General features: G+C 68.5%; 2 protein-coding genes. Both read left to right on the forward strand.

The window, feature by feature from the left end:
* The first annotated feature begins 2 nt into the window (after window positions 1-2).
* Window positions 3-15,551 carry a non-ribosomal peptide synthase/polyketide synthase gene (locus tag GA566_RS05630; protein WP_160471964.1) on the forward strand — a complete coding sequence of 5,183 codons (15,549 nt, stop codon included), beginning with the start codon at window positions 3-5 and terminating at the stop codon, window positions 15,549-15,551.
* The gene (locus GA566_RS05635) at window positions 15,552-23,426 is read left to right on the forward strand and encodes a non-ribosomal peptide synthetase (protein WP_160471966.1); all 7,875 of its coding nucleotides are present in this window, start codon (window positions 15,552-15,554) and stop codon (window positions 23,424-23,426) included.
* Window positions 23,427-23,436: the final 10 nt, after the last annotated feature.

Below are 23,436 nucleotides of genomic sequence, written 5' to 3' on the forward strand. Positions count from 1 at the left end.
CCATGGCATTGGACGCACAACAGATCGCGCAACGTTTCGCCGCACTGGCACCGCAAGCCCGCCGCGAATTCCTGAGCAAGCTCGAAGCCATGGGCCTGAGCGCGGCCGAGCTGCCGATCGTTCCGGCCCGCCGCGATGCGCCGCTGCCGCTCTCGTACGCACAGCGCGCCATGTGGCTCACCTGGCAGCTTGATCCCACGAGCCCGGCCTACAACCTGCCGGGCGCCTTGCATCTGCGCGGCACACTGGATCGCACGGCACTGCACGCAGCCTTGAACGGATTGACCCGGCGGCACGACATCCTGCGCACCGTTTACCGTGTGGCCGACGATGGCGAGGCGTCCCAGCATGTGCTGGAACACGTCGATGTCCCGCTGCCGTTCGAAGATCTGCGCGGTGAAGACACCGAAGCGACGCTCCGCGTGCGGCTCGACACCTTCCGCGAAAAGCCGTTCCAGTTGGATATCGAGGCACCGATCCGCGCCGCGCTGTTCCAGACCGGCGATGCCGAGCATGTGCTGGCGCTGTCCGTCCACCATATCGCCGCCGATGGCTGGTCGATCCGCATCGCCATCGACGAACTGCTCGGCCACTACCAGGCGCTGACACAGGGCGGCGTGGCCGCGCCGCCCCCGCTGCCGATCCAGTACGCCGACTACGCCGTGTGGCAACGCAACTGGCTCGAAGCTGGCGTGGCCGAGCGGCAGCTTGCGCATTGGACCGGGCGTCTTGGCGACGTCCACGCCATCGCCGTGCTGCCGTTCGACCGCGAGCGCGACGTTGCCGCACCGGCCCATCTCGCCGCAAGCGAAGGGCGCCACCGCATGGTGCTTTCCGCCGAACTGAGCCAGCGCCTGCGCGCACTGGCCCGTGCCCAGGGCGCCTCGGTGTACATGGTGATGCTCGCGCTGCTGGACGTGGCGCTGTATCGGCACGGTGGACAGGCCGATCTGCGCGTGGGATCGCCATTGGCGAGCCGGCAAAAAGCCGAGACGCTGGGCCTGATCGGCTGCCTGCTCAATGTCCAGGTGATCCGCGCCGAGCTGGATGCACGCGAAGGGTTCGCATCACTGCTGGCCCGTGTGCGCGATGCCGTGCTCGACGCACACGCACATCCGGACCTGCCCTTCGAGATGCTTGTCGATGCGCTGGCGCCGGAGCGTCAGCCGGGCGTGCATCCGCTGTTCCAGGTGAAGTGCACCGAGCAGCAGGACCGGCCCGCGAACTTCCACGCAGCGGGCCTTGAGATCCGGATCGAGGAACTGAGCGGCGGCCATGCCCACTTCGACCTGAGCTTCGATTTCACGGATCGCCAGGACGGTATCGAATGCGTACTGGCCTACGCTGCCGCACGCTTCGACGAAGCTACCATCGCGCGCTTTGGCACCGCACTGGCTGCCATCGCCGAGCAGGCGGTGTCCGCGCCGACATTGCCGCTGGCCGCATATCGCGTACCGGGCGCGCAGACGGCGCTGTGCGGTCCCGCGCAAACGTTCGCCGTGGCAGACCTCATGGCGTCGTGGGATCAGGCCGTGCGCGATGTGCCCACGCGGCTCGCCGTTCACGACGAGTCCGGCGGTCATGACTTCGCCAGCGTCGATGCCCGCGCCAACGCGCTGGCTCGCAAGCTGCAGGCGCGTGGCATCGGCGCGGAGAGCCGTGTCGCCATCCTCGCCGAGCGCTCGAATGCCTTCGTGCTGGGTGTGCTCGCCGCGCTCAAGGCAGGTGCCGCCTATGTCCCGCTCGATCCCCAACTGCCGGCCGACCGCCTGGCCTATCAGGTGGAAAACAGCGGCGCCGCATTGCTGCTTGCCGCAGTGGCGCCGGCGTGGACGCCCGATGTCGAAGTCTGGCCGCTGACTTGCGAGGGCGAGGCGCCGGCCATGGTGCCGGACTGGCAGCCTGCGCCGGTTCATCCGGCGCAGGCTGCCTACGTGATCTACACATCGGGGTCCACGGGCCAGCCCAAGGGTGTCACGGTCGCGCGTGGCGCGCTCACACACTATGTGCGCGCCGTGCTGGACCGGATGGCGCTGCCGGCGGAAGCCGGGAGCCTGGCGATGATCTCCACGGTGGCCGCCGACCTGGGGCACACGAGCTTCTTCGGCGCGCTGTGCAGCGGACGGACGCTGCACCTGATCAGCCGCGAGCGTGCGTTCGATCCCGACCGCTTCGGCGAGTACATGGCCGCGCACGGCGTGGATGCGCTCAAGATCGTGCCGAGCCATCTGCAGGCCCTGCTGCAGGCCCGCGATGCCGCGTCGGTGTTGCCGCGCCATTTGCTGGTGCTTGGCGGCGAGTCCACCTCGTGGGATCTGCTCGACCGTATCCACGCGCTGCGCCCCGGCTGTGCCGTGATGAATCACTATGGTCCCTCGGAGACCACGGTGGGCGTGCTGACGCAGGACGGCCAGACGGCCAATCGCACGGCGGCGGGCCTGCCGCTGGGCAAGCCGCTTGCCAACGGCAAGGCCATGGTGCTCGACGCCGACATGAACCCGGTGGCGCAGGGCGTGGCGGGCGAGTTGTACCTGTCCGGCCCCGGCGTGGCGCGCGGTTACGCGGCCCGTCCCGGACAGACCGCCGAACGCTTTGTCGCCCATCCGCTGCGCGCGGGCGAGCGCATGTACCGGACCGGCGACAAGGTGCGCATGCTGCCCGATGGCAGCCTCGCGTTCCTGGGCCGGGTCGATGACCAGGTCAAGATTCGCGGCTATCGGGTGGAGCCCGGTGAGGTGCGCCGCGCCATGCTGGCCCTGCCGGGCGTTGCCGAGGCCGAGGTGCTGGCGGACCAGGCCGACGATGGCCGCGCGATGCTGTGCGCGTATGTGGTGGGCAGCGCCGATGCCAACACGTTGCGCGAGCGGCTCTCCGCGACACTGCCCGACTACATGGTGCCGGCAGCGATCGTGCTGCTCGATGCACTGCCGCTGAACGCCAACGGCAAGATCGACCGCAAGGCATTGCCGCGTCCGGAACGCGATGGCGGCGCGCGCTACGAAGCGCCGCAGGGCGAGTTCGAAGAAAAGCTGGCCGCGATCTGGGCCGAGGTGCTGGGCGTGGCGCGCGTGGGACGCAACGATAACGTGTTCGCGCTGGGCGCCGATTCCATCCTGAGCCTCAAGGTGGTGGCCCGCGCACGCAAGCAGGGCATCAAGCTGGCGCCGCGCCAGTTGCTGGAGCACCAGACGCTGGCGGCGCTCGCCGCGGCACACGCCGCTGCCGTGGCGCCCGTGGCCGTCGCGCAGTCCGACGCGGCGCCGTTGCCCGCCATGCCCCGGTTGGCCGACGATGTCCGTTTCGACCCGCAACCGCTGTCCCCGGCGCAGGCACGCCAGTGGTTCCTCTGGAAGCTGGACCCAGCCAGCACGGCCAACCATATCGCCGGTGGCCTGCGCTTGCAGGGCGCGCTCGACATCGATCTGCTGGTGCAGGCACTGCGTGCCGTGGTGGCGCGGCACGAAGCATTCCGCACGGTGATCGTGGCCGACGCCGATGGCAAGGCCATGCAGCGGGTGCTGCCGGAGGCGACGTTCGAGGTGCCGGTAATCGACCTGCGGAACACGGCGGACGCCGAGGCATCGGCCACGGAAGAGGCCGCCCGTCTGGCGCTGACGCCATTCGATCTCGAAGGCCAGATTCCGGTGCGTGCGGCGCTGATCCGCATGGCCGAGGACGACCATCGGCTGGTCGTGGTGATGCATCACATTGCCTCGGATGGCTGGTCGATGCGCGTGATCGTCGACGAGTTCGTGACGCGATTCGGCGCGCTGCGGAACGGGCAGGCGTTGGCGGTGGCACCGCTGGCCGTCCAGTACGTGGACTATGCGGCATGGCAGCGCGGCTGGTTCGATGCCGCCGAGCAGACCCGCCAACTCGATTACTGGCGCACGCAGCTTGGCGACGATCATCCGGTGCTGCAACTGCCCGCCGACGCCCCCCGGCTGGCCGCCGACGGCTACCACGAGGCTCGTCACGTGGCGACGCTGCCCAGAACCGTGCGCGATGCACTGGCCCAGCGTGCGCAGGCCAGCGGTGCCACCGTGTTCATGGCGCTGCTGACGGCGTTCCAGACGCTGCTGTCGCGCTACACCGGGCTGGCCGATATTCGCGTGGGCGTGCCCATCGCCAATCGGCATCGTGGCGATGTGCAGGACACGGTCGGGCTTTTCGTCAATACACAGGTGATGCGGCTGCAAGCCGGCCCGCGCATGACACTGGCGCAGGCACTGGCACAGACCCGCGAAGCTGCGCTGGGCGCGCAGGCCCATCAGGACCTGCCATTCGAGCAACTGGTGGATGCGCTGCAGCCGGAGCGCAGCCTGAGCCATCCGCCGCTGTTCCAGGTCATGTTCAATCACCAGCGTGACAACCGCGCCGCGCTGGCCGCGCTGGCCGGGTCGAGCGATCTGTCGGTGACGCCGTGGGCCGTTGGCGCGCAGGCCGCGCAGTTCGAACTGGTCCTCGACTCCATCGAACACGACGACGGCACGCTGCAACTGACGCTGCGTTATGCCGCCGAACTGTTCGAACCGGAGACCATGGCACGCATGGCGGCGCACTACGAAGCCATGCTGCAAGCGCTCGCCACACAGCCGGATACGGCTGTGGCCGATGTGCCGCTGCTGGCCGCCGAGGAAGGCGCGCGGCTCGATGGCTGGAGCATCAACACGGATACGCACGGCACGCCGGAGCCGGTGCATCACCTCATCGCCCGACAGGCTGCGGCCACGCCCGATGCGGTGGCCCTGGTGTTCGGCGAGCAGTCGCTGCGCTACGCGGAGCTGGATGCGCGTGCCAATCGGTTGGCGCATCAACTGATCGCACTGGGCGTGCGTCCCGAGATGCCCGTGGGCATCGTGGCCGAACGCTCGATCGAGATGGTGGTGGGCCTGCTCGGCATCCTCAAGGCTGGTGGCGCCTATGTGCCCATCGATCCCGAGTATCCGGCCGAGCGCATCGCGTACATGGTCGAGGACAGCGCGGTGTCGCTGCTGCTCGGGCAGTCGCATCTGCGCGAACGGGTGCCGGCCCGGCTGGCCGCCACGTGGCTCGATCTCGATACGCTCGATTGGAGTGCGTGGCCGACCTACGCGCCAGCGGTGCCGCTGCACGCCGAGAGCCTGGCCTACGTGATCTACACCTCGGGCTCCACGGGACGCCCCAAGGGCGCGGCCAATCGGCACGGCGCGCTGCATAACCGGCTCGCGTGGATGCAGCAGGCCTATGCACTGAGCAATGCGGATACGGTGCTGCAGAAGACCCCGTTCAGCTTCGATGTCTCGGTCTGGGAGTTCTTCTGGCCGCTGATGGTCGGTGCGCGTCTGGCGCTGGCAGCACCGGGCGAGCATCGCGATCCGGCGCGGCTCGTGGCGCGCATCGCGGCGCATGACGTGAGCACGCTGCACTTCGTGCCGTCGATGCTGGCCGCGTTCATGGCCCACGATGGCGTGGAAGCCTGCCGCAGCGTGCGGCGCATCGTGTGCAGCGGCGAGGCGTTGCCCGCAGAGGTGCAGGCGCAGGTGCTGGCGCGCTTGCCGTGGGTCTCGCTCGACAACCTCTATGGCCCGACCGAGGCGGCGATCGACGTCACGTACTGGAACTGCCGCGCCGAAGGGCGGCAAGTGCCGATTGGCCGACCGCTGTCGGGCATCCGCACGCATGTGCTCGACGGCAGCCTGAACCGCGTGCCGCAGGGCGTGGCGGGCGAGTTGTATCTGGGCGGCGTGGGATTGGCGCGCGGCTATCTGCGTCGTCCGGGCCTGACGGCCGAGCGCTTCGTGGCCGATCCCTTCGAGGCAGGCGGGCGCCTGTATCGCACGGGCGATCTGGTGCGCTGGCGTGCCGATGGGCAACTGGAATACCTGGGCCGGATCGACCATCAGGTGAAGATCCGCGGCCTGCGGATCGAGCTGGGCGAGATCGAGGCGCAGTTGCTGGCGCTGCCCGAAGTGGCGGAGGCGGTGGTGGTTGCCGTAGGCGGCACGCGACTGGTGGCCTACGTGGCATGCCGGGCAGGGCAGTCGCTCGATGCGCAGACGATGCGTGTCAGGCTCGGTGAAGCATTGCCCGAGTACATGGTGCCGTCCGCGTTGATGGTGCTGGATCGTCTGCCGCTGAACGCCAACGGCAAGCTGGATCGCAAGGCGCTGCCGGCACCGGAAGCGCAAACGCAGGCCAGCTACGAAGCGCCGGAAGGCGAAGCGGAAATCGCGCTGGCTGCCATCTGGGCGGAGGTACTCGGCATCGAACGCGTGGGCCGCCACGACAACTTCTTTGAACTGGGCGGCGATTCCATCATCAGCTTGCAGATCGTGTCGCGCGCAGGGCGTACCGGCTGGCAACTGACGCCGCGCCAGATGTTCGAGTCGCAGACGCTTGCCCGACTGGCTGCCGTGGCCGTCCCCGCCCAACTGGCGGTGCGTGAGCACGCGCCGGCTTCGGGTGAAGTGCCAATGCTGCCATTCCAGGCCGCTTTCCTGGGCATGGACATGCCAGTGCGCCACCACTGGAATCAGGCGGTGCTGCTGCAATCGGCTGGCCCCATCGCCGCGCAGCCCATGCGCGAGGCACTGGCCGCGCTGATCGCCCATCACGACGCGCTGCGCATGCAGTTCACTTGCGATGTGGACGGCCACTGGCACCAGACGTGTGCGGCCGCCGGTAGCACGCCGAGGCACGACGTGTTGTGGACACGGCAGACCCCGGCAGACGGTCTCGATGCGCTGTGCGTCGAGGCCCAACGCAGCCTGGACCTGAACACCGGCACGCTCGTGCGCGCAGTCTCTATCGAGATCGATGGCGCCACACCTGCCCACCGGCTGCTGCTGGTGATCCACCATCTGGCGGTGGATGGCGTGTCATGGCGCATCCTGCTCGACGATCTCCGCACCGCGTATCAGCAACGATGCGCGGGCCAGTCCGTGGCGTTGCCACCGCGCACAGCCAGTGTGCAAACGTGGGCGTTGGCACTGCGCGACCATGCCGAGTCGCACGCCGCCGATTTGCCTGCGTGGGAGGCATTGCGCAACGTGCCGGTGGCGCTGCCACGCGATGGCGCGGCAGCCTTCGGCACGGTTGGCGAGCGCGACAGTGTCACGCTGACGCTCGATGCAGCCGCCACGTCGGCATTGCTGCGCGAGGCACCGGGCGCCTATCGCACGCAAGTCAACGACATCCTGCTCACGGCACTGGGCCGTGCGCTGTGTGGCTGGACCGGTAGCGACCAGATCCTTGTCGATCTCGAAGGCCATGGCCGCGAGGCCGTGTCTGACCTCGATATCTCGCGTACGGTCGGCTGGTTCACGAACCTGTATCCGGTGGCGCTGGCGCCGCTGGGCGAACCGGGTGATGCGCTGCGACGCGTCAAGGAACACCTGCGCGCCGTACCGGGACGTGGCCTGAGCCATGGCGTGCTGCGCGACATGGGCACCCCCGCGCAGCAGGCGGCGATGAAAGCCTTGCCGCGTCCGGAAGTTGTTTTCAACTACCTGGGCCAGTTCGACGGTGCGTTCGATGCGGAAAGCGGCTGGAAACCCGCCAACGAAAGCGCCGGTCCTGCCATGGATGCCGACGCGCCGCTGATGCACGCGCTGGCGATCAATGGTCAGGTCTACGACCAGACGCTGACGCTGACAGTACACTACAGCCGCAACCGCCACGCGCGCCCGGCGATGGAGGCCCTTGCCGCCAGCTTCCAGCGCGAGCTGCAAGCCTTGATTGCGCATTGCACCAGCGGTGCGCGCGGTGTCTCGCCATCGGATTTCCCGCTGGCGGGCCTGACGCAAACAGCGCTCGACACGCTGGCCTTGCCAGTGGATGCGGCTGACATCGCGGACCTGTACCCGCTGGCGCCGATGCAGACCGGCATGCTGTTCCTGAGTGCCCACGCGGCGCAGGGCGATGCGTATCTGAACCAGTTGCGCGCCGATATCGACCACCTCGATGTCGAACGCTTCCGCGCGGCGTGGCAGGCCGTGCTGGACCGGCACGACATTCTCCGGACCGGCTTCCTCGCCGGCGAAACGCCACTGCAATGGGTGGCACGCACCGTGCCGTTGCCGCTGACCGTGATCGATGGGGTCGAAGCCGAGGCGCCCCACGATCTCGCCCCGGCGCTGGACACGCTGGCGCAGGCCGAGCGCGACCAGGGCTGCGATCTGGCGCAACCGCCGCTGATGCGGCTGGCGCTGGTACGCATCGGCGCCACACGCCATCACCTGATCTGGACCCATCACCATCTGCTGCTCGATGGCTGGAGCACGTCGCAACTGCTCGGCGAGGTGCTGAGTCACTATGCCGGCCAGTCGCTGCCGCCCCAGACCGCGCGCTACCGCGACTACATCGGCTGGTTGGGACAGCAGGACACCGCCGCAGCGCGCAGCCACTGGGGCAGTCAACTGGCGATCCTCACCGCACCCACTCGCGTGGCCGATGCATTGACCGCCCCGGTGGGTCGCCACGGCTACCGCGCTTATCCGCGCGTGCTCGACGCGGCGCGGAACGACAGCCTGCAGGCGTTTGCGCGGACGCGCCGCGTCACGCTGAACACGCTGATTCAAGGCGCGTGGGCCATCCTGCTGCACCGTCTCACCGGCCAGGACGCCGTGTGCTTTGGCGCGACCACGGCGGGACGTCCGATGGATGTGCCGGGTGTCGAGCGCATGGTCGGACTCTTTATCAACACGCTGCCCGTGGTGGCGCAGCCGCGCCCCGGCGATGCGCTGAATGCCTGGCTTGATGCGTTGCAGGCCCAGAGCATTGCCTCGCGCGAGCATGAGTTCCTGCCGCTGCATGACATCCAGCGCACGGCCGGTGCCAGCGGGCAGGGGCTGTTCGATACCATCATCGTCTTCGAAAATTATCCCGTGGACGAAGCGCTGTCGCGCAACCCGGCCGGACTGACATTTACCGATGTCCGTTCTGGCAACGGCAATCACTATCCGCTGACGCTGCGCGTGAAGACCGGCGCCACGTTGAGTTTCGATTACCTGCACGATCTGGCGCACGTGGATGAGGCCATGGCCGCACGCATCGCGGACGCCTTCGACAGCGTGCTGCATGACATGGTCCACGTGGGACAGCAGCACCCGGACGTGGCACTGGGCGCGCTCGCCCCCGTTCCTGTCGTGGCGCACGCGCCGGCCGCAGAGCCCGCCCCGAATGTGCTGGCCCTCTGGCGCGATGCCGTGCGTCGCACCCCTGCCGCGCAGGCCGTGGCCGACGAGGTGGATCAGTGCGCCCGCAGTGTCACGTTCGCGGACCTCGACGCGCGCAGCAACCGGCTGGCGCAACGGCTCCGCGCGCAGGGCATCGGCGCGGAATCGCGCGTGGGCGTGCATGCGCAGCGCTCCATCGAAATGGTGCTGGGCCTGCTGGCGGTGCTCAAGGCCGGTGGCGCGTATGTGCCGCTCGATCCCGCATTGCCGGCATCGCGCCTGACCTACGTGGTCGACGATAGCCAGGCATCGCTGGTGCTCGATGCAACGGGTAGCGCCAGCGGCTTTGGCGTTCCCGTGATGTCGCTGACCGACTCCGGTGATGCGCAGGCGCTGCCGGCGTTGCCGGACGCCGCGCTGCATCCCGCGTTGCCGGCCTATCTGATCTACACCTCCGGCTCGACCGGGCAGCCCAAGGGCGTGGTCATCAGCCATGGCGCGCTTGCCAACTACGTGCGGGCCGTGCTGCAGCGGATGGACCTGCCCGAGACAGCGCGCAGCATGGCAATGGCCTCGACCGTGGGCGCCGATCTGGGCCATACGGTGCTGTTCGGCGCGCTGTGCTCCGGGCGCCTGCTTCATATGCTGGCACCGGAGCGTGCCTTCGATCCGGACCGGTTTGCGGACTACATGGACCGCCATGCCGTGGACGTGCTCAAGATCGTGCCCGGCCATCTGCAGGCGTTGTTGAGCGCCCAGCACGCTGCGGCGGTGCTGCCGCGTGCGCGGCTGGTGCTGGGCGGCGAGGCTACGCGCTGGCCGCTGCTGGCGCGCATCGCCGAACTGCGCCCGGAAACGCGCGTCATGAACCACTATGGCCCGACTGAAACCACGGTGGGCATCCTGACGCAGGAGGCCGCCACGGCGGACCGCGCCGCCGCGACGTTGCCCGTCGGCCATCCGCTGGCGGGCAATGCCGCCTACGTGCTGGATGCGGGCCTGAACGCCGTGCCGCGCGGTGGCGTGGGCGAGCTGTACCTGGGTGGGGCCGGACTGGCGCGTGGCTATCAGGGGCGTGCCGCACAGACCGCCGAGCGCTTTGTGGCGAATCCGATGGGCGATGGCGCGCGGCTGTATCGCACGGGCGACCGCGTGCGGATGCGCGAGGACGGCAGCCTCGAATTCCTCGGTCGGGTGGACGATCAGGTCAAGGTGCGTGGCTATCGCGTGGAACTGGGCGAGGTGGCGCAGGCGCTGGCGGCCTTGCCGCGCGTGAGCCGCGCCGAGGTGATTGCTCGCGACGCCGATGATGGGCGCACGCAATTGCACGCCTATGTGGTGGGCAACGGCGAGGGCCACCCCGATGTGGCAAGCCTGCGCGAGCAACTGGCCGCGACGCTGCCGGACTACATGGTGCCGGCCGCCATCATGGTGCTCGACGCGCTGCCGCTGACGCCAAACGGCAAGGTGGATCGCCGGGCGTTGCCAGAACCCGCAGCGCAGCAGGGCGACGACGGCGACGGGTTCGCGGCGCCAGAGGGTGAAGTCGAAACCACGCTGGCTGCCATCTGGGCAGAGATCCTCGGCGTGGCGCGCGTGGGCCGTCACGACAATTTCTTCGAACTGGGCGGAGATTCGATCCTGACGCTGCAGATCGTGGCGCGGGCCCGCCGTCGCGGCGTGAAGTTGACACCGCGCCAGTTGATGGAAGGGCAGACCGTTTCAGCGGTCGCGGCCGTGGCAACGCGCGTGCAGAGCGCTGCCGTACCGGCGCCGGCCGCGACGCCGGCCACCGAAACCTGGTTCGCCCTGACGCCGGCCCAGCACTGGTTCTTCGCCCACGCCGCCGTGCATCCGTTTGCCACCAGCCACTGGAACCAGTCGCTGATGCTGGAGAGCAGCGCGCCGGTCGATGTCGAACGGGTACGCCGCGCCGTGGCGCATGTGGTGGACCAACACGGCGCATTGCGGCTACGGTTCGCGCAGCGCGACGGCGCGTGGCAACAATCGCTGGCCGCGTTGGGGACGTCATCGTTCAAGATGGTGTCGCAGGCCGACGCCGAGGATGCATCGCAGGCCATCGCGCAGGCAGCGGATGCCGTCCAGCGCAGCCTCGACCTGTCCCGTCCTTTCCAGGCCGTGTGGATCGACCTCGGGCCGTCGCGCCCGGGCCGGCTGCTGCTGGCCGCCCATCACCTGGTGGTGGATGGCGTGTCGTGGCGCGTGATCGTCGAGGATCTCCACGCCGCGTACGAGCAACTCGGTCAAGGGCAGGCAGTGACATTGCCGCCGTCGACCAGCACGCTGCAGGCATGGGTCGAAACGCTGCAACGCCACGCGGGTAGTGCCGCGATGGCCGCCGAACTGCCTTACTGGCAGGCGCAGTGGCACGTCGAACAGGGCGAATCACGCAGCTTCCCCGCAAAGGCGGGCGGCAGCAACACCGTGGCCGATGCGCACGCACTGAGCGTCACGCTCGACGAGGCAACGACACGCCAGTTGCTCAACGAGGTGCCGCAGGCATACCGCACGCAGATCAACGACATCCTGCTGGCCGCGCTGGCCCGCACGCTCTGCGAATGGGATGGCCGGGACAGCGTGGTCGTGGAACTCGAAGGCCATGGCCGCGAGGAACTGGAAGAGGGAATCGATCTCACGCGCACGGTGGGTTGGCTGACGTCGCTGTTCCCGGTGCGGCTGACGCCCGGTAGCCGTGGAGAAGGCGAATCGCTCAAGGCCATCAAGGAACAGTTGCGCGCCGTGCCCTGCAAGGGGCTCGGTTATGGCGTGTTGCGCCATATGACCGAGGCAGGCCGCGCACTGGGTGATCTGCCGTATCCGCAGGTCACGTTCAACTATCTGGGGCAGTTCGACCAGGCGTTCGGCAAGGGCGCCGTGTGGCAGGCGGCGCGCGAATCGGCAGGGCGCCAGCGCGCACCGGAAAGCAGGCGCCGCACATGGTTCGACGTGGGCGCGATGGTCCATGGCGGGCGCCTGAGCCTGAGCTGGTCGTTCAGCCGCGCGCTGCACGACGACGCTACAGTGCAGGGGCTGCTGGAGCGCTATCGCACGCATCTGGAATCGCTGATCGCGCATTGCCTCGCCGGCAACCGTGGTGTGACGCCTTCGGACGTACCGCTTGCCGGTCTCACGCAGGCGCAACTCGATACGCTGCCAATGGCGGCGGGCGCGACGGCAGAGCTGGAAGACCTCTATCCACTCTCGCCGATGCAGGCCGGCATGCTGTTCCACGCGCTGCTCGACCCCGAGGCCACGGCGTATCTGAACCAGTTGCGTATCGACTTCGACGGCCTCGATGTCGCACGCTTCCGTGCCGCGTGGCAGCAGGTCTTTGCACGGCATGAAGTGTTGCGTACCGGCTTCCTCACAGGCGAGACACCGCTGCAATGGGTGGCGCGTCCCGGCGCGCTGCCGTTGACCGAACACGATTGGCGTGATCGATCCACGGACCAGCACGACGCGGCGCTCGAAGCACTGGCCGCCTCGGAACTGGCGCGCGGCTTCGACCTTGCCGCACCGCCGCTGATCCGGCTCGTGCTCGTGCGCACGGCTGCGCAGCGGCATCACCTGGTCTGGACCAGCCATCACCTGTTGCTCGATGGCTGGAGCACGTCGCAGTTGATGGGCGAGGTGCTGCGCGCCTACGCGGGGCAGCCCGCCACGCCGAAGTCCGGTCGCTACCGCGACCATATCGGCTGGCTACAGGCGCAGGACGCCGACGCGGCGCGGCAATACTGGGGCACGCAACTGGCGCGGCTGGAGGGGAACACACATCTGGCGAAGACGCTGCCGACGCCGGCCAGCGCCATGGGCAAGGGCCGCGAGACGCGCGTGTTCGACGATGCCGCCACCGCTGCGCTCACCGCGTTTGCGCGTCGCGAACGCATTACACTCAACACGCTGATGCAGGCCGCATGGGCGCTGGTGCTCCAGCGCTATACCGGACAGCAGACCGTCAGCTTTGGCGCGACGGTGGCCGGACGTCCCGACGACGTACCGGGTGCGCAGACGCTGCTTGGCCTGTTCATCAACACACTGCCGGTGGTGGCGGCGCCGAAGTCGGGGCAGACCGTGGGCAACTGGCTGCGCGATCTGCAGGCGCACAACCTGGCGTCGCGCGAATTCGAGCACACGCCGCTCTACGACATCCAGCGCTGGGCAGGGCAGGCCGGACAGGCGCTGTTCGATTCGGTACTGGTCTTCGAGAACTATCCGGTCGATGCCGCGCTGCGCGAAACGCTGCCGGACAACTTGCAGGCAACTGTCATCCATCGTCGCGACGAAACCAGTTATCCGGTGACCGTCACTGCGTACGCCGCGCCGACATGGCATCTGCAGATCGATTTCGATCGCGCGGCGCTGAGCGAGGGCGATGCGGCACGCGTGGCGGATCACACTGTGCGTCTGCTGCAAGCGTTGGCCGCCGATGCATCGGCGGCAGTTGGCGGATTGGTGGCGCTGCACGACGCGGAACACGCGGTGCTGTCCCACTGGGGCACGGGCACACAACAAGACCATGCGCCGCTCGTGCATCTGGCCTTCCAGGCGCAGGCGCGTCGCAACCCCGACGCACTGGCCGTGCTGTTCGAGGATGAGGCCGCGGGCTTGTCCTACGGCGAACTGGAACGTCGCGCGAACCGGCTGGCCCATCGACTGATCGCACAGGGCGTGCGCGCCGATGACCGCGTGGGCCTCGCGGTGCCGCGTTCGACGGACATGGTCGTGGCGCTGCTCGCCATCCTCAAGGCCGGTGCGGCCTACGTACCGCTGGACCCCGCCTATCCGGCGGAGCGTCTGGCGTACATGGTCGAAGACAGCGGCATTGCCTTGCTGCTGACGCACCATGCCGTGCGCGACCGGCTGCCGCAGGGCACGGTGCCCGTTCTCGATCTCGCGGCCTTGCTCGACATCGACGGCCCGGATAGCGACCCGGCGGTGCCGGTCCATCGCGACCAGCTGGCGTATGTGATCTACACCTCCGGCTCGACGGGCCGTCCCAAGGGCGTGGGGATGTCTCACGCCGCGCTGGCCGGCCACGCGCAGGTGTCGATCGGCTTCTTCGGCCTGACCCCGGCGGACCGCATGCTGCAGTTCGCCACGCTGAACTTCGACGGCTTTGTCGAGCAGCTGTACCCGCCGCTGTGCGCGGGCGCCGCCGTGGTGCTGCGTGGCCCGCAGTTGTGGGATAGCGAGACTTTCCATCAACGCCTGATCGCGCAGCGCATCAGCGTGGTCGATCTGACCACGGCCTACTGGTTCCTGCTGGTGCAGGACTTTGCGCGCCAGGGTCCGCGTGACTACGGCGTGCTGCGCCAGGTCCACGCAGGCGGCGAAGCGATGCCGCCAGAAGGGCTCAAGGCCTGGCGCGAAGCGGGGCTGTCGCACGTGACGCTGCTGAACACGTATGGTCCGACCGAAGCCACGGTCACGGCCACCGTGTTGGACTGCGCGCCGTACGTCGAAGGCAAGCCCTTGCCGGTGCAGATGCCGATTGGCACGCCGCTGGCGGGTCGCCGGGTCTATGTGCTCGACGGCCAGATGCAGGCCACACCGGCTGGCGTGCCGGGTGAGTTGTGCATCGGCGGCGATCTGCTGGCGCGCGGCTATCTGGGCCGGGCCAGCCTGAGCGCCGAGCGCTTTGTGGCCGATCCATACGGCGAAGCGGGCGCGCGGCTGTATCGCACGGGCGACCTGGTGCGCTGGACGGCGCAAGGCGAACTGGAGTACCTCGGCCGGATCGACCATCAGGTCAAGATTCGCGGCTTCCGTGTGGAGTTGGGCGAAGTGGAAGCCTGCCTGCTCGCCCAGCCGGGCGTGCGCGAGGCGGTGGCGCTGGCGCAAGGGGCACCGGGTGGGGGCACGCGACTGGTGGCCTATGTCTCGCCGCAACCGGGTTACGAACTCGATGGCGACATCCTGCGTCAGGCGCTGGCCGCCGAGCTGCCGGACTACATGGTGCCGGCTCCGCTGGTGGTGCTCGCACGCCTGCCGCTGAACCCGAACGGCAAGGTGGATCGGCATGCGCTGCCGGCGCCGGAAGCGGTCATTGGCGATAGCACGCAGCCGACCGAGCCGCCGCAGGGCGAGACGGAGCAGGCGCTGGCCGCGATCTGGGCCGAGGTGCTGGGCCTGCCTGCCGTGGGCCGGCACGACAACTTCTTTGCGCTCGGCGGACATTCGCTGGCCGTCCTGCAGACGCAGGCGCGCGTCCAGCAGCGCATGGGCGCGCGCCTGCCGCTACGGGCCTACTTTGAACACGTCACGCTGCACGCGCTGGCCGCCGAACTGGCGGCGCATCTGGAAGCGCAGACTGCAGCGGAGTCCACCGGACTGGACGAGATCGACGATCTACTCGCATCACTGGAGAGCTGAATGGAACAACGTAAACGGGCGCTGGCCGAGCGATTCCTGGCACTGCCCGCGGACAAGCGGAAGGACTTCCTGGCGGCCTTGCAGCGCCAGGGTGTGGATTTTGGCCTGCTGCCCATCGTGCCGGCCCCGGCCGCCGACCGTCAGGTCGCCTCGCCCGCGCAGCAGCGTCAATGGTTCCTGTGGCAGCTCGATCCGCAGAGTGCCGCCTATCACATTGCCGGTGCGCTGCGCCTGGAAGGGCAGCTCGATGCCGATGCGCTCGATGCCAGTTTTCAGGCACTGGCCGCGCGTCATGAATCGCTGCGCACGGTGTTTCACGGCGATGCCAACGGCATGGCGGTGCCCGAGATCCGCGACGCCTCCGGGCTGGTGGTGGCGCGGCTGGATCTCGGTGCCATCGATGCCAGCGAACGCGACGTCCGCGCCCGCGATGAAGCGCTGCGCCTGACACGCATCCCGTTCGATCTCGAAACCGGGCCACTGCTGCGCGTGGCGCTGCTGCGACTGGCCGACGACGCGCACCTGCTCGTCGTCACCATGCATCACATCATTTCGGACGGCTGGTCGATGCAGGTGATCGTCGACGAGTTCGTGGCGCTCTACGGTGCCCACGTGCGCGGGGAAGCCAGCGGCCTGCCGGCGCTCGACGTGCAGTACGCCGATTTCGCGCTCTGGCAGCGCAACTGGCTCGCGGCCGGCGAGCAGGCGCGCCAACTGGCCTACTGGCAAGAACGGCTGGGCACCCGGCATCCCGTCCTCCAACTGCCTGCCGATCACGTGCGGCGAACCGTCGCCACGTATCGTGCCGCCAAGCACGGTTTCGACGTCCCCGCGCCATTGGTGGCGGCGCTGCGGCAGCGCATGCGGCAGCAGGGCGGTACGCTGTTCGCGGCGCTGCTCGGCGGTCTGCAGGCGTTGCTGCATCGCTACACGGGCGAGCCGGATATCCGCGTCGGCACGCTGACGGCGAATCGGCAGCGCGCCGAGACGGCGGGTGTGGTCGGCTTCTTCGTCAATACACAGGTGCTGTCCAACCGGTTGCGCGCGGAGATGCCGTTAAGCGAGGCATTGCGTCAGGCGCAGGATTGCGTGCTGGAGGCGCAGGCCCATCAGGACCTGCCATTCGACGCGCTGCTCGACGTGCTGCGGCCCGAGCGTGGCCTGAGCGCGAATCCGCTGTTCCAGGTGCTGATCAACCACCAGCAGGAAGACGTGCAACCCAGCCACGACCTGCCGGGGCTGCACGTGGCCGGCGTGGACCTGGGCGCCACCGAGACAGACTCGCGCTTCGAATTGATGCTGGATACCGTCGAGCGTGCCTCGGGCGTGGTGGGCGTGCGGATGACCTACGCTGCCGATCTGTTCGAACCCGCCACGATCGAGCGGCTGGGGCGGCACTACCTGTCCATGCTTGCAACGCTGGCCGAAGAACCGGACCGCGCACTGGGCGATGTGCCGCTGCTGTCGGGCAAGGAATCGCGCCAGTTGGCTGACTGGGGCACGGGCACACAACAAGACCATGCGCCGCTCGTGCATCTGGCCTTCCAGGCGCAGGCGCGTCGCAACCCCGACGCACTGGCCGTGCTGTTCGAGGATGAGGCCGCGGGCTTGTCCTACGGCGAACTGGAACGTCGCGCGAACCGGCTGGCCCATCGACTGATCGCACAGGGCGTGCGCGCCGATGACCGCGTGGGCCTCGCGGTGCCGCGTTCGACGGACATGGTCGTGGCGCTGCTCGCCATCCTCAAGGCCGGTGCGGCCTACGTACCGCTGGACCCCGCCTATCCGGCGGAGCGTCTGGCGTACATGGTCGAAGACAGCGGCATTGCCTTGCTGCTGACGCACCATGCCGTGCGCGACCGGCTGCCGCAGGGCACGGTGCCCGTTCTCGATCTCGCGGCCTTGCTCGACATCGACGGCCCGGATAGCGACCCGGCGGTGCCGGTCCATCGCGACCAGCTGGCGTATGTGATCTACACCTCCGGCTCGACGGGCCGTCCCAAGGGCGTGGGGATGTCTCACGCCGCGCTGGCCGGCCACGCGCAGGTGTCGATCGGCTTCTTCGGCCTGACCCCGGCGGACCGCATGCTGCAGTTCGCCACGCTGAACTTCGACGGCTTTGTCGAGCAGCTGTACCCGCCGCTGTGCGCGGGCGCCGCCGTGGTGCTGCGTGGCCCGCAGTTGTGGGATAGCGAGACTTTCCATCAACGCCTGATCGCGCAGCGCATCAGCGTGGTCGATCTGACCACGGCCTACTGGTTCCTGCTGGTGCAGGACTTTGCGCGCCAGGGTCCGCGTGACTACGGCGTGCTGCGCCAGGTCCACGCAGGCGGCGAAGCGATGCCGCCCGAAGGGCTCAAGGCCTGGCGCGAAGCGGGGCTGTCGCACGTGACGCTGCTGAACACGTATGGTCCGACCGAAGCCACGGTCACGGCTACCGTGCTGGACTGCGCGCCGTACGTCGAAGGCAAGCCGTTGCCGGTGCAGATGCCGATTGGCACGCCGCTGGCGGGTCGCCGGGTCTATGTGCTCGACGGCCAGATGCAGGCCACACCGGCTGGCGTGCCGGGTGAGTTGTGCATCGGCGGCGATCTGCTGGCGCGCGGCTATCTGGGCCGGGCCAGCCTGAGCGCCGAGCGCTTTGTGGCCGATCCATACGGCGAAGCGGGCGCGCGGCTGTATCGCACGGGCGACCTGGTGCGCTGGACGGCGCAAGGCGAACTGGAGTACCTCGGCCGGATCGACCATCAGGTCAAGATTCGCGGCTTCCGTGTGGAATTGGGCGAAGTGGAAGCCTGCCTGCTTGCGCAGCCGGGCGTGCGCGAGGCGGTGGCGCTGGCGCAAGGGGCACCGGGTGGGGGCACGCGACTGGTGGCCTATGTCTCGCCGCAACCGGGTTACGAACTCGATGGCGACATCCTGCGTCAGGCGCTGGCCGCCGAGCTGCCGGACTACATGGTGCCGGCTCCGCTGGTGGTGCTCGCACGCCTGCCGCTGAACCCGAACGGCAAGGTGGACCGGCATGCGCTGCCGGCGCCGGAAGCGGTCATTGGCGATAGCACGCAGCCGACCGAACCGCCGCAGGGCGAGACCGAGCAGGCGCTGGCCGCGATCTGGGCCGAGGTGCTGGGCCTGCCTGCCGTGGGCCGGCACGACAACTTCTTTGCGCTCGGTGGCGACTCCATCCTGAGCCTGCAGATCGTGTCGCGCGGACGTGTCGCCGGTTTGCAGATCACGCCGCGCCAGATGTTCGAGCATCAGAGCGTTGCGGCGCTGGCATCGGTGGTGGAGCGCATCGGGACCGCTGCGCCCATGGCGAAGGCCACGGTGCGCGGCAAGCTGGAAGAGTATCTGGACGCCGCACAGATCGCCGCGCTCGGCTTCGACGCGAACGAGATCGAGGACGTCTATCCGCTGTCGCCCACGCAGGAGGGGATGCTGTTCCACACGCTGGAATCGGCGGGCAGCGGCCTCTACATGAACCAGCGCAGTGTATCGGTGCGTGGGCTGGACCCCGCGCGTCTGGCACAGGCGTGGCAGGCGATGGTGGATCGACATCCCATCCTGCGCAGTGTTTTCATCTGGGAAGCCGGCATGGCGCGCGCGGTGCAGGCGGTGCGGCGCGCGGTGCGGGCGAGCATCGCGCAACTCGACTGGCGCGGGCAGCCCGACACGGAGGCGCGGCTCCAGGCGTTGGCGGACACCGAACTGCGTCGGGGCTTCGACATGATGGCGCCGCCGTTGTCGCGCGTTTGCGTGGTGCGGCTCGATGACGATCTCTGCCAGATCGTCTGGACCGGCCACCACATGCTGCTGGACGGCTGGGGCGAGACGCGGCTGATGGGCGAATGGCTGCAGTCCTATGCCGGCGAGGCACTGGGCGCGCTGGCACCCGGCTATGGCGAATACGTGCGCTGGCTGGCCGCGCAGGATAAGGCCGTGGCCGAGACGTTCTGGCGCGATACGTTGCGTCGCGTGGACGGCCCCACGCTGCTGGCCGAAGCTTCGCGTGCCCCGCAGCGCGAACCGGGCTACGGCAAGATCTACACGCGGATGACGCCCGAAGCATCGCGCGACCTGCAGGCGTTTGCGCAACGCGAGCGCGTCACGATGAACACGGTCGTGCAGGCTGCCTGGGCGTTGACGCTGAAGCGCTGCCTGAATCGCGACACGGTGACGTTCGGCGCCACGGTGGCGGGGCGTCCGCCATCGCTCGACGGCGCCCAGGAAATGATGGGGCTGTTCATCAACACGATTCCCGTGCCGGTGACGATGCCGGCGGCCCAGCCGCTCGGAGACTGGCTGCGCGCGCTGCAGGGCCTGAACCTGGGCCTGCGCGAGTTCGAACACACATCGCTGGCCGATATCCAGCGCTGGCAGGGGTCATCGGGCCGTCCGCTATTCGACACCATCATCGTGTTCGAGAATCACCCGATCTCGCAGACGCTGCGCAATGCCGAAAGCTACGGCCTGACGTTTGGCCCTGTGGACAGCCTGTCGCTGACCGGCTACGCGATGGACCTGCAGGTGCTGATGCACGACCATCTCGAAATCGAGTTCTGCTACGCCAGTCACCAGGTATCGGACGAGTTCGCCGTGGCACTGCGCGCGCAGATGGAGCAGTTGCTGGCTGGCTTCGTGCAGGCTGCCGCACGTCCGCTCGGCGAATTGTCGTGGCTGGGGACGGAGGCTGCGCAGGCGCTGGCCGTGCTGGCGCACCAGTCGCAGGGTGTGGTCGATGCGGCCATCGAACGTCCGGCCGCGCTCGTGCATGAGTCCATCGCCGAACATGCCGCCGCACGCCCGGACGCCATCGCGGTGCGCATGGGCGACGCAGCCATCAGTTTCGCCACGCTCAATGCCCGCGCCAACCAACTGGCGCACGCGCTGCTGGCACGCGGCATCACGTCGGAGAGTCTGGTCGGGGTGGCGTTGCGCCGCACGCCGCAGATGATCGTCACGCTGCTGGCCGTGCTCAAGACGGGCGCGGCCTATGTGCCGCTGGACCCCGCCTATCCGGCTGACCGGCTCGCGTATATGGTGGACGATGCGCGTCTGAGCCTGCTGGTCACGCAGCGCGATGTGCGCGCGGGACTGGGCCTGGGCCACGCCGTGGACGTGCTCGAACTGGAAGACCTGCCGGGCCATGCGTGGCCCGAGACCGATCCGCGCGTGGCGGTGCCGCGCCAGGGCCTGGCGTACATCATCTACACCTCGGGTTCCACGGGGCGTCCGAAGGGCGTGGCGGTGTCGCACGGTCCGCTGGCGATGCACTGCCGGGCCACATCGCGCATCTATGGCATGACGCATGACTCGTGCGAGATGGTCTTCATGTCGTTCTCGTTCGACGGCGCGCACGAGCGCTGGCTGACCACGCTGACTACCGGCGCCACGCTGGTGCTGCGCGACGACGAACTGTGGACGCCGGAGCAGACCTACCACGCGCTGAACCGCTATGGCGTGACCCACGTGGCATTTCCACCGGCCTATCTCGGACAGATCGCCGAATGGGCCGTGGGGCGCGACGATGTGCCGCCCGTCGAGGTTTACGTGTTCGGCGGCGAGGCGATGCCGCGTGCCACTTACGACCTCGTGCGTCGCACGCTGCGTCCGCGCTTCATGCTGAATGGCTACGGCCCCACGGAAACCGTGGTGACGCCGCTGATCTGGAAGACGCCGGCTGACAGTGCCTTCGATTGTGCCTATGCGCCGATTGGGCGGCCCGTGGGCGAGCGGTCGAACTGGGTACTTGACGAAGACCTGCGGCTGGTCCCACCGGGCGAGGTGGGTGAGCTGTATGTGGGCGGGGAAGGCGTGGCGCGCGGTTACCTGCGCCGTCCGGGCCTGAGCGCCGAGCGCTTCGTGGCCAACCCGTTCTCGAACGATGGCGGCCGGCTGTATCGCACCGGCGACCTCGTGCGCTACATGGACGATGGCGTGATCGAGTACATCGGCCGCGCCGACCATCAGGTGAAGGTGCGCGGGTTCCGCATCGAACTGGGCGAGATCGAGGCGCGCATGCGCGAGGTGCCGGGCGTGCTCGATGTGGCCGTGGTCACCCGGCAGGGGCCGTCCGGCAACCAGCTTGTGGCCTACGCGGTGCCGCTGCCGGGCGTGCCTGCTGGCGACCTGCCCGAGCGGGCGCGCCAGCAGCTGGGTGTCCGTCTGCCGGAGTACATGGTGCCCGCGCACGTGGTGGTGCTGCCCGCACTGCCGCGCCTGATCAGCGGCAAGCTCGATCGCGCCGCGCTGCCCGAGCCGACGGTCAGGACCGAAACAGTGTGGGAGGCGCCGCGCAACGAGATCGAGCAGCGGATGGCGGATATCTGGCAACAGGTGCTCGGAGTGCCGCGCGTGGGGATTACCGACAACTTCTTCGAGCTTGGCGGCGATTCGATCCTCAGCCTGCAAGTCATTTCCCGCGTGCGCAACGCCAGGATTGGCCTGACGCTGACGCTGCGTGACCTGATGCGGCACCAGACCATTGCTGCGCTGTGTTCACGGGATGACGCGCCGGTTGTCGTCGGTCCTGCATCGCCATGGCCGGCCACTGCGGCGGGCCATGTGCCGTTGATCCCGATCCAGTCGTGGTTCTTCGACCAGCCGATTCCGGAGCGTCATCACTACAACCAGTCGGTGATGTTGCGATCCGAACGTCCGCTGGATGGCCAGCACCTGCTGCGTGCACTGGACGCGCTTGCACAGCGTCACGACGCGCTGCGGCTGCGTTTCACGCAACGCCCGGATGGCACGTGGGAGCAGGGCTATGCCGTGCCGCGCGATCACGCGGCAGACGTGCTCTGGACGCGCGATGCGGACGGAGCCGCCGAAGTCACCGAAGTCGGGGAGGCCGCCCAGCGCAGCCTGAACCTTGCCAGTGGCCCGCTCTGGCGCGTGGTCCACATGCGCCTTGCCGATGGCAGCGCGCGCTTGCTGCTGGTGATCCATCATCTGGTGGTGGACGGCGTGACGTGGCGCGTGCTGCTCGACGACCTGCAGGCCGCTTACGCGCAACTGGCGGCCGGTGAAACGGCGGTGCTGCCGCCTGCCGGCGTCTCGTTCCAGTCCTGGGCCAACTACCTGCGCGACCACGGCAAGTCGGCGGCCTTGCGCGCCGAGGCCGGCTACTGGCAGGCACAACTCGCCGATGCGCAGGACCTGCCGCGCGATGACGCCACCGTCTCTGCGCTCGCGGCATACACCGCATCGGTGCGCACCATCCTCGACCGCGATATCACGGCCCGGTTGCTGCGCGCCGTGCCAGCGGCTTTCGAAACCGGTATCGAAACACTGCTGCTCGCAGCGCTGTCTCGCGTGCTGGCACGCTGGACCGGCCACGACGCCACACTGGTCAGCCTGGAAGGGCATGGCCGCGAGGGCGATGCCGCAGGACTCGACCTGAGCCAGACCGCGGGCTGGTTCACAAGCGTCTATCCCGTGCGGCTCGCGCACGGACGCGACAGCGCCAGCCAAAGCATCCTCGGCGTGCGCGATACACTGCGCGCCGTGCCTGGCAAGGGCATCGGCTACGGTGTGCTGCGCTACCTTGGCGGGGACCTTGCCGTACGCACCGCACTGGCCGCCGCCGAACCACGCATCACCTTCAACTACCTGGGCCAGTTCGACCAGACCTTCCGCAACAGCACCGATTTCCAGCCAGCCGAGGAAGCAGGCGGGGCCATGCGCAGCGCCGCAGGCCCACTCCCCAACTGGATCGAAATCGTGGGCCGCGTGTACGACGGACAGTTGTCCGTCAGCTGGATCTTCAGCGACGCCATGTTCCGGCAAGCCACGGTGCAAAGCCTGGTGGACGCCTATCGTGCGGAATTGGAGGCGTTTGCGATGCTGGCGGAGCAGGAGGTCGTGGTGGTATAGGCCCGTATCG

It is taken from the genome of Cupriavidus sp. SW-Y-13 (assembly GCF_009793345.1).
In the GTDB taxonomy this organism is placed as follows: Bacteria; Pseudomonadota; Gammaproteobacteria; order Burkholderiales; family Burkholderiaceae; genus Cupriavidus.

Coding starts and splice junctions, on each gene's coding strand:
- GA566_RS05635 (WP_160471966.1), top strand. CDS start 15,552: ATGGAACAACGTAAACGGGCGCTGGCCGAGCGATTCCTGGCACTGCCC.
- GA566_RS05630 (WP_160471964.1), top strand. CDS start 3: ATGGCATTGGACGCACAACAGATCGCGCAACGTTTCGCCGCACTGGCA.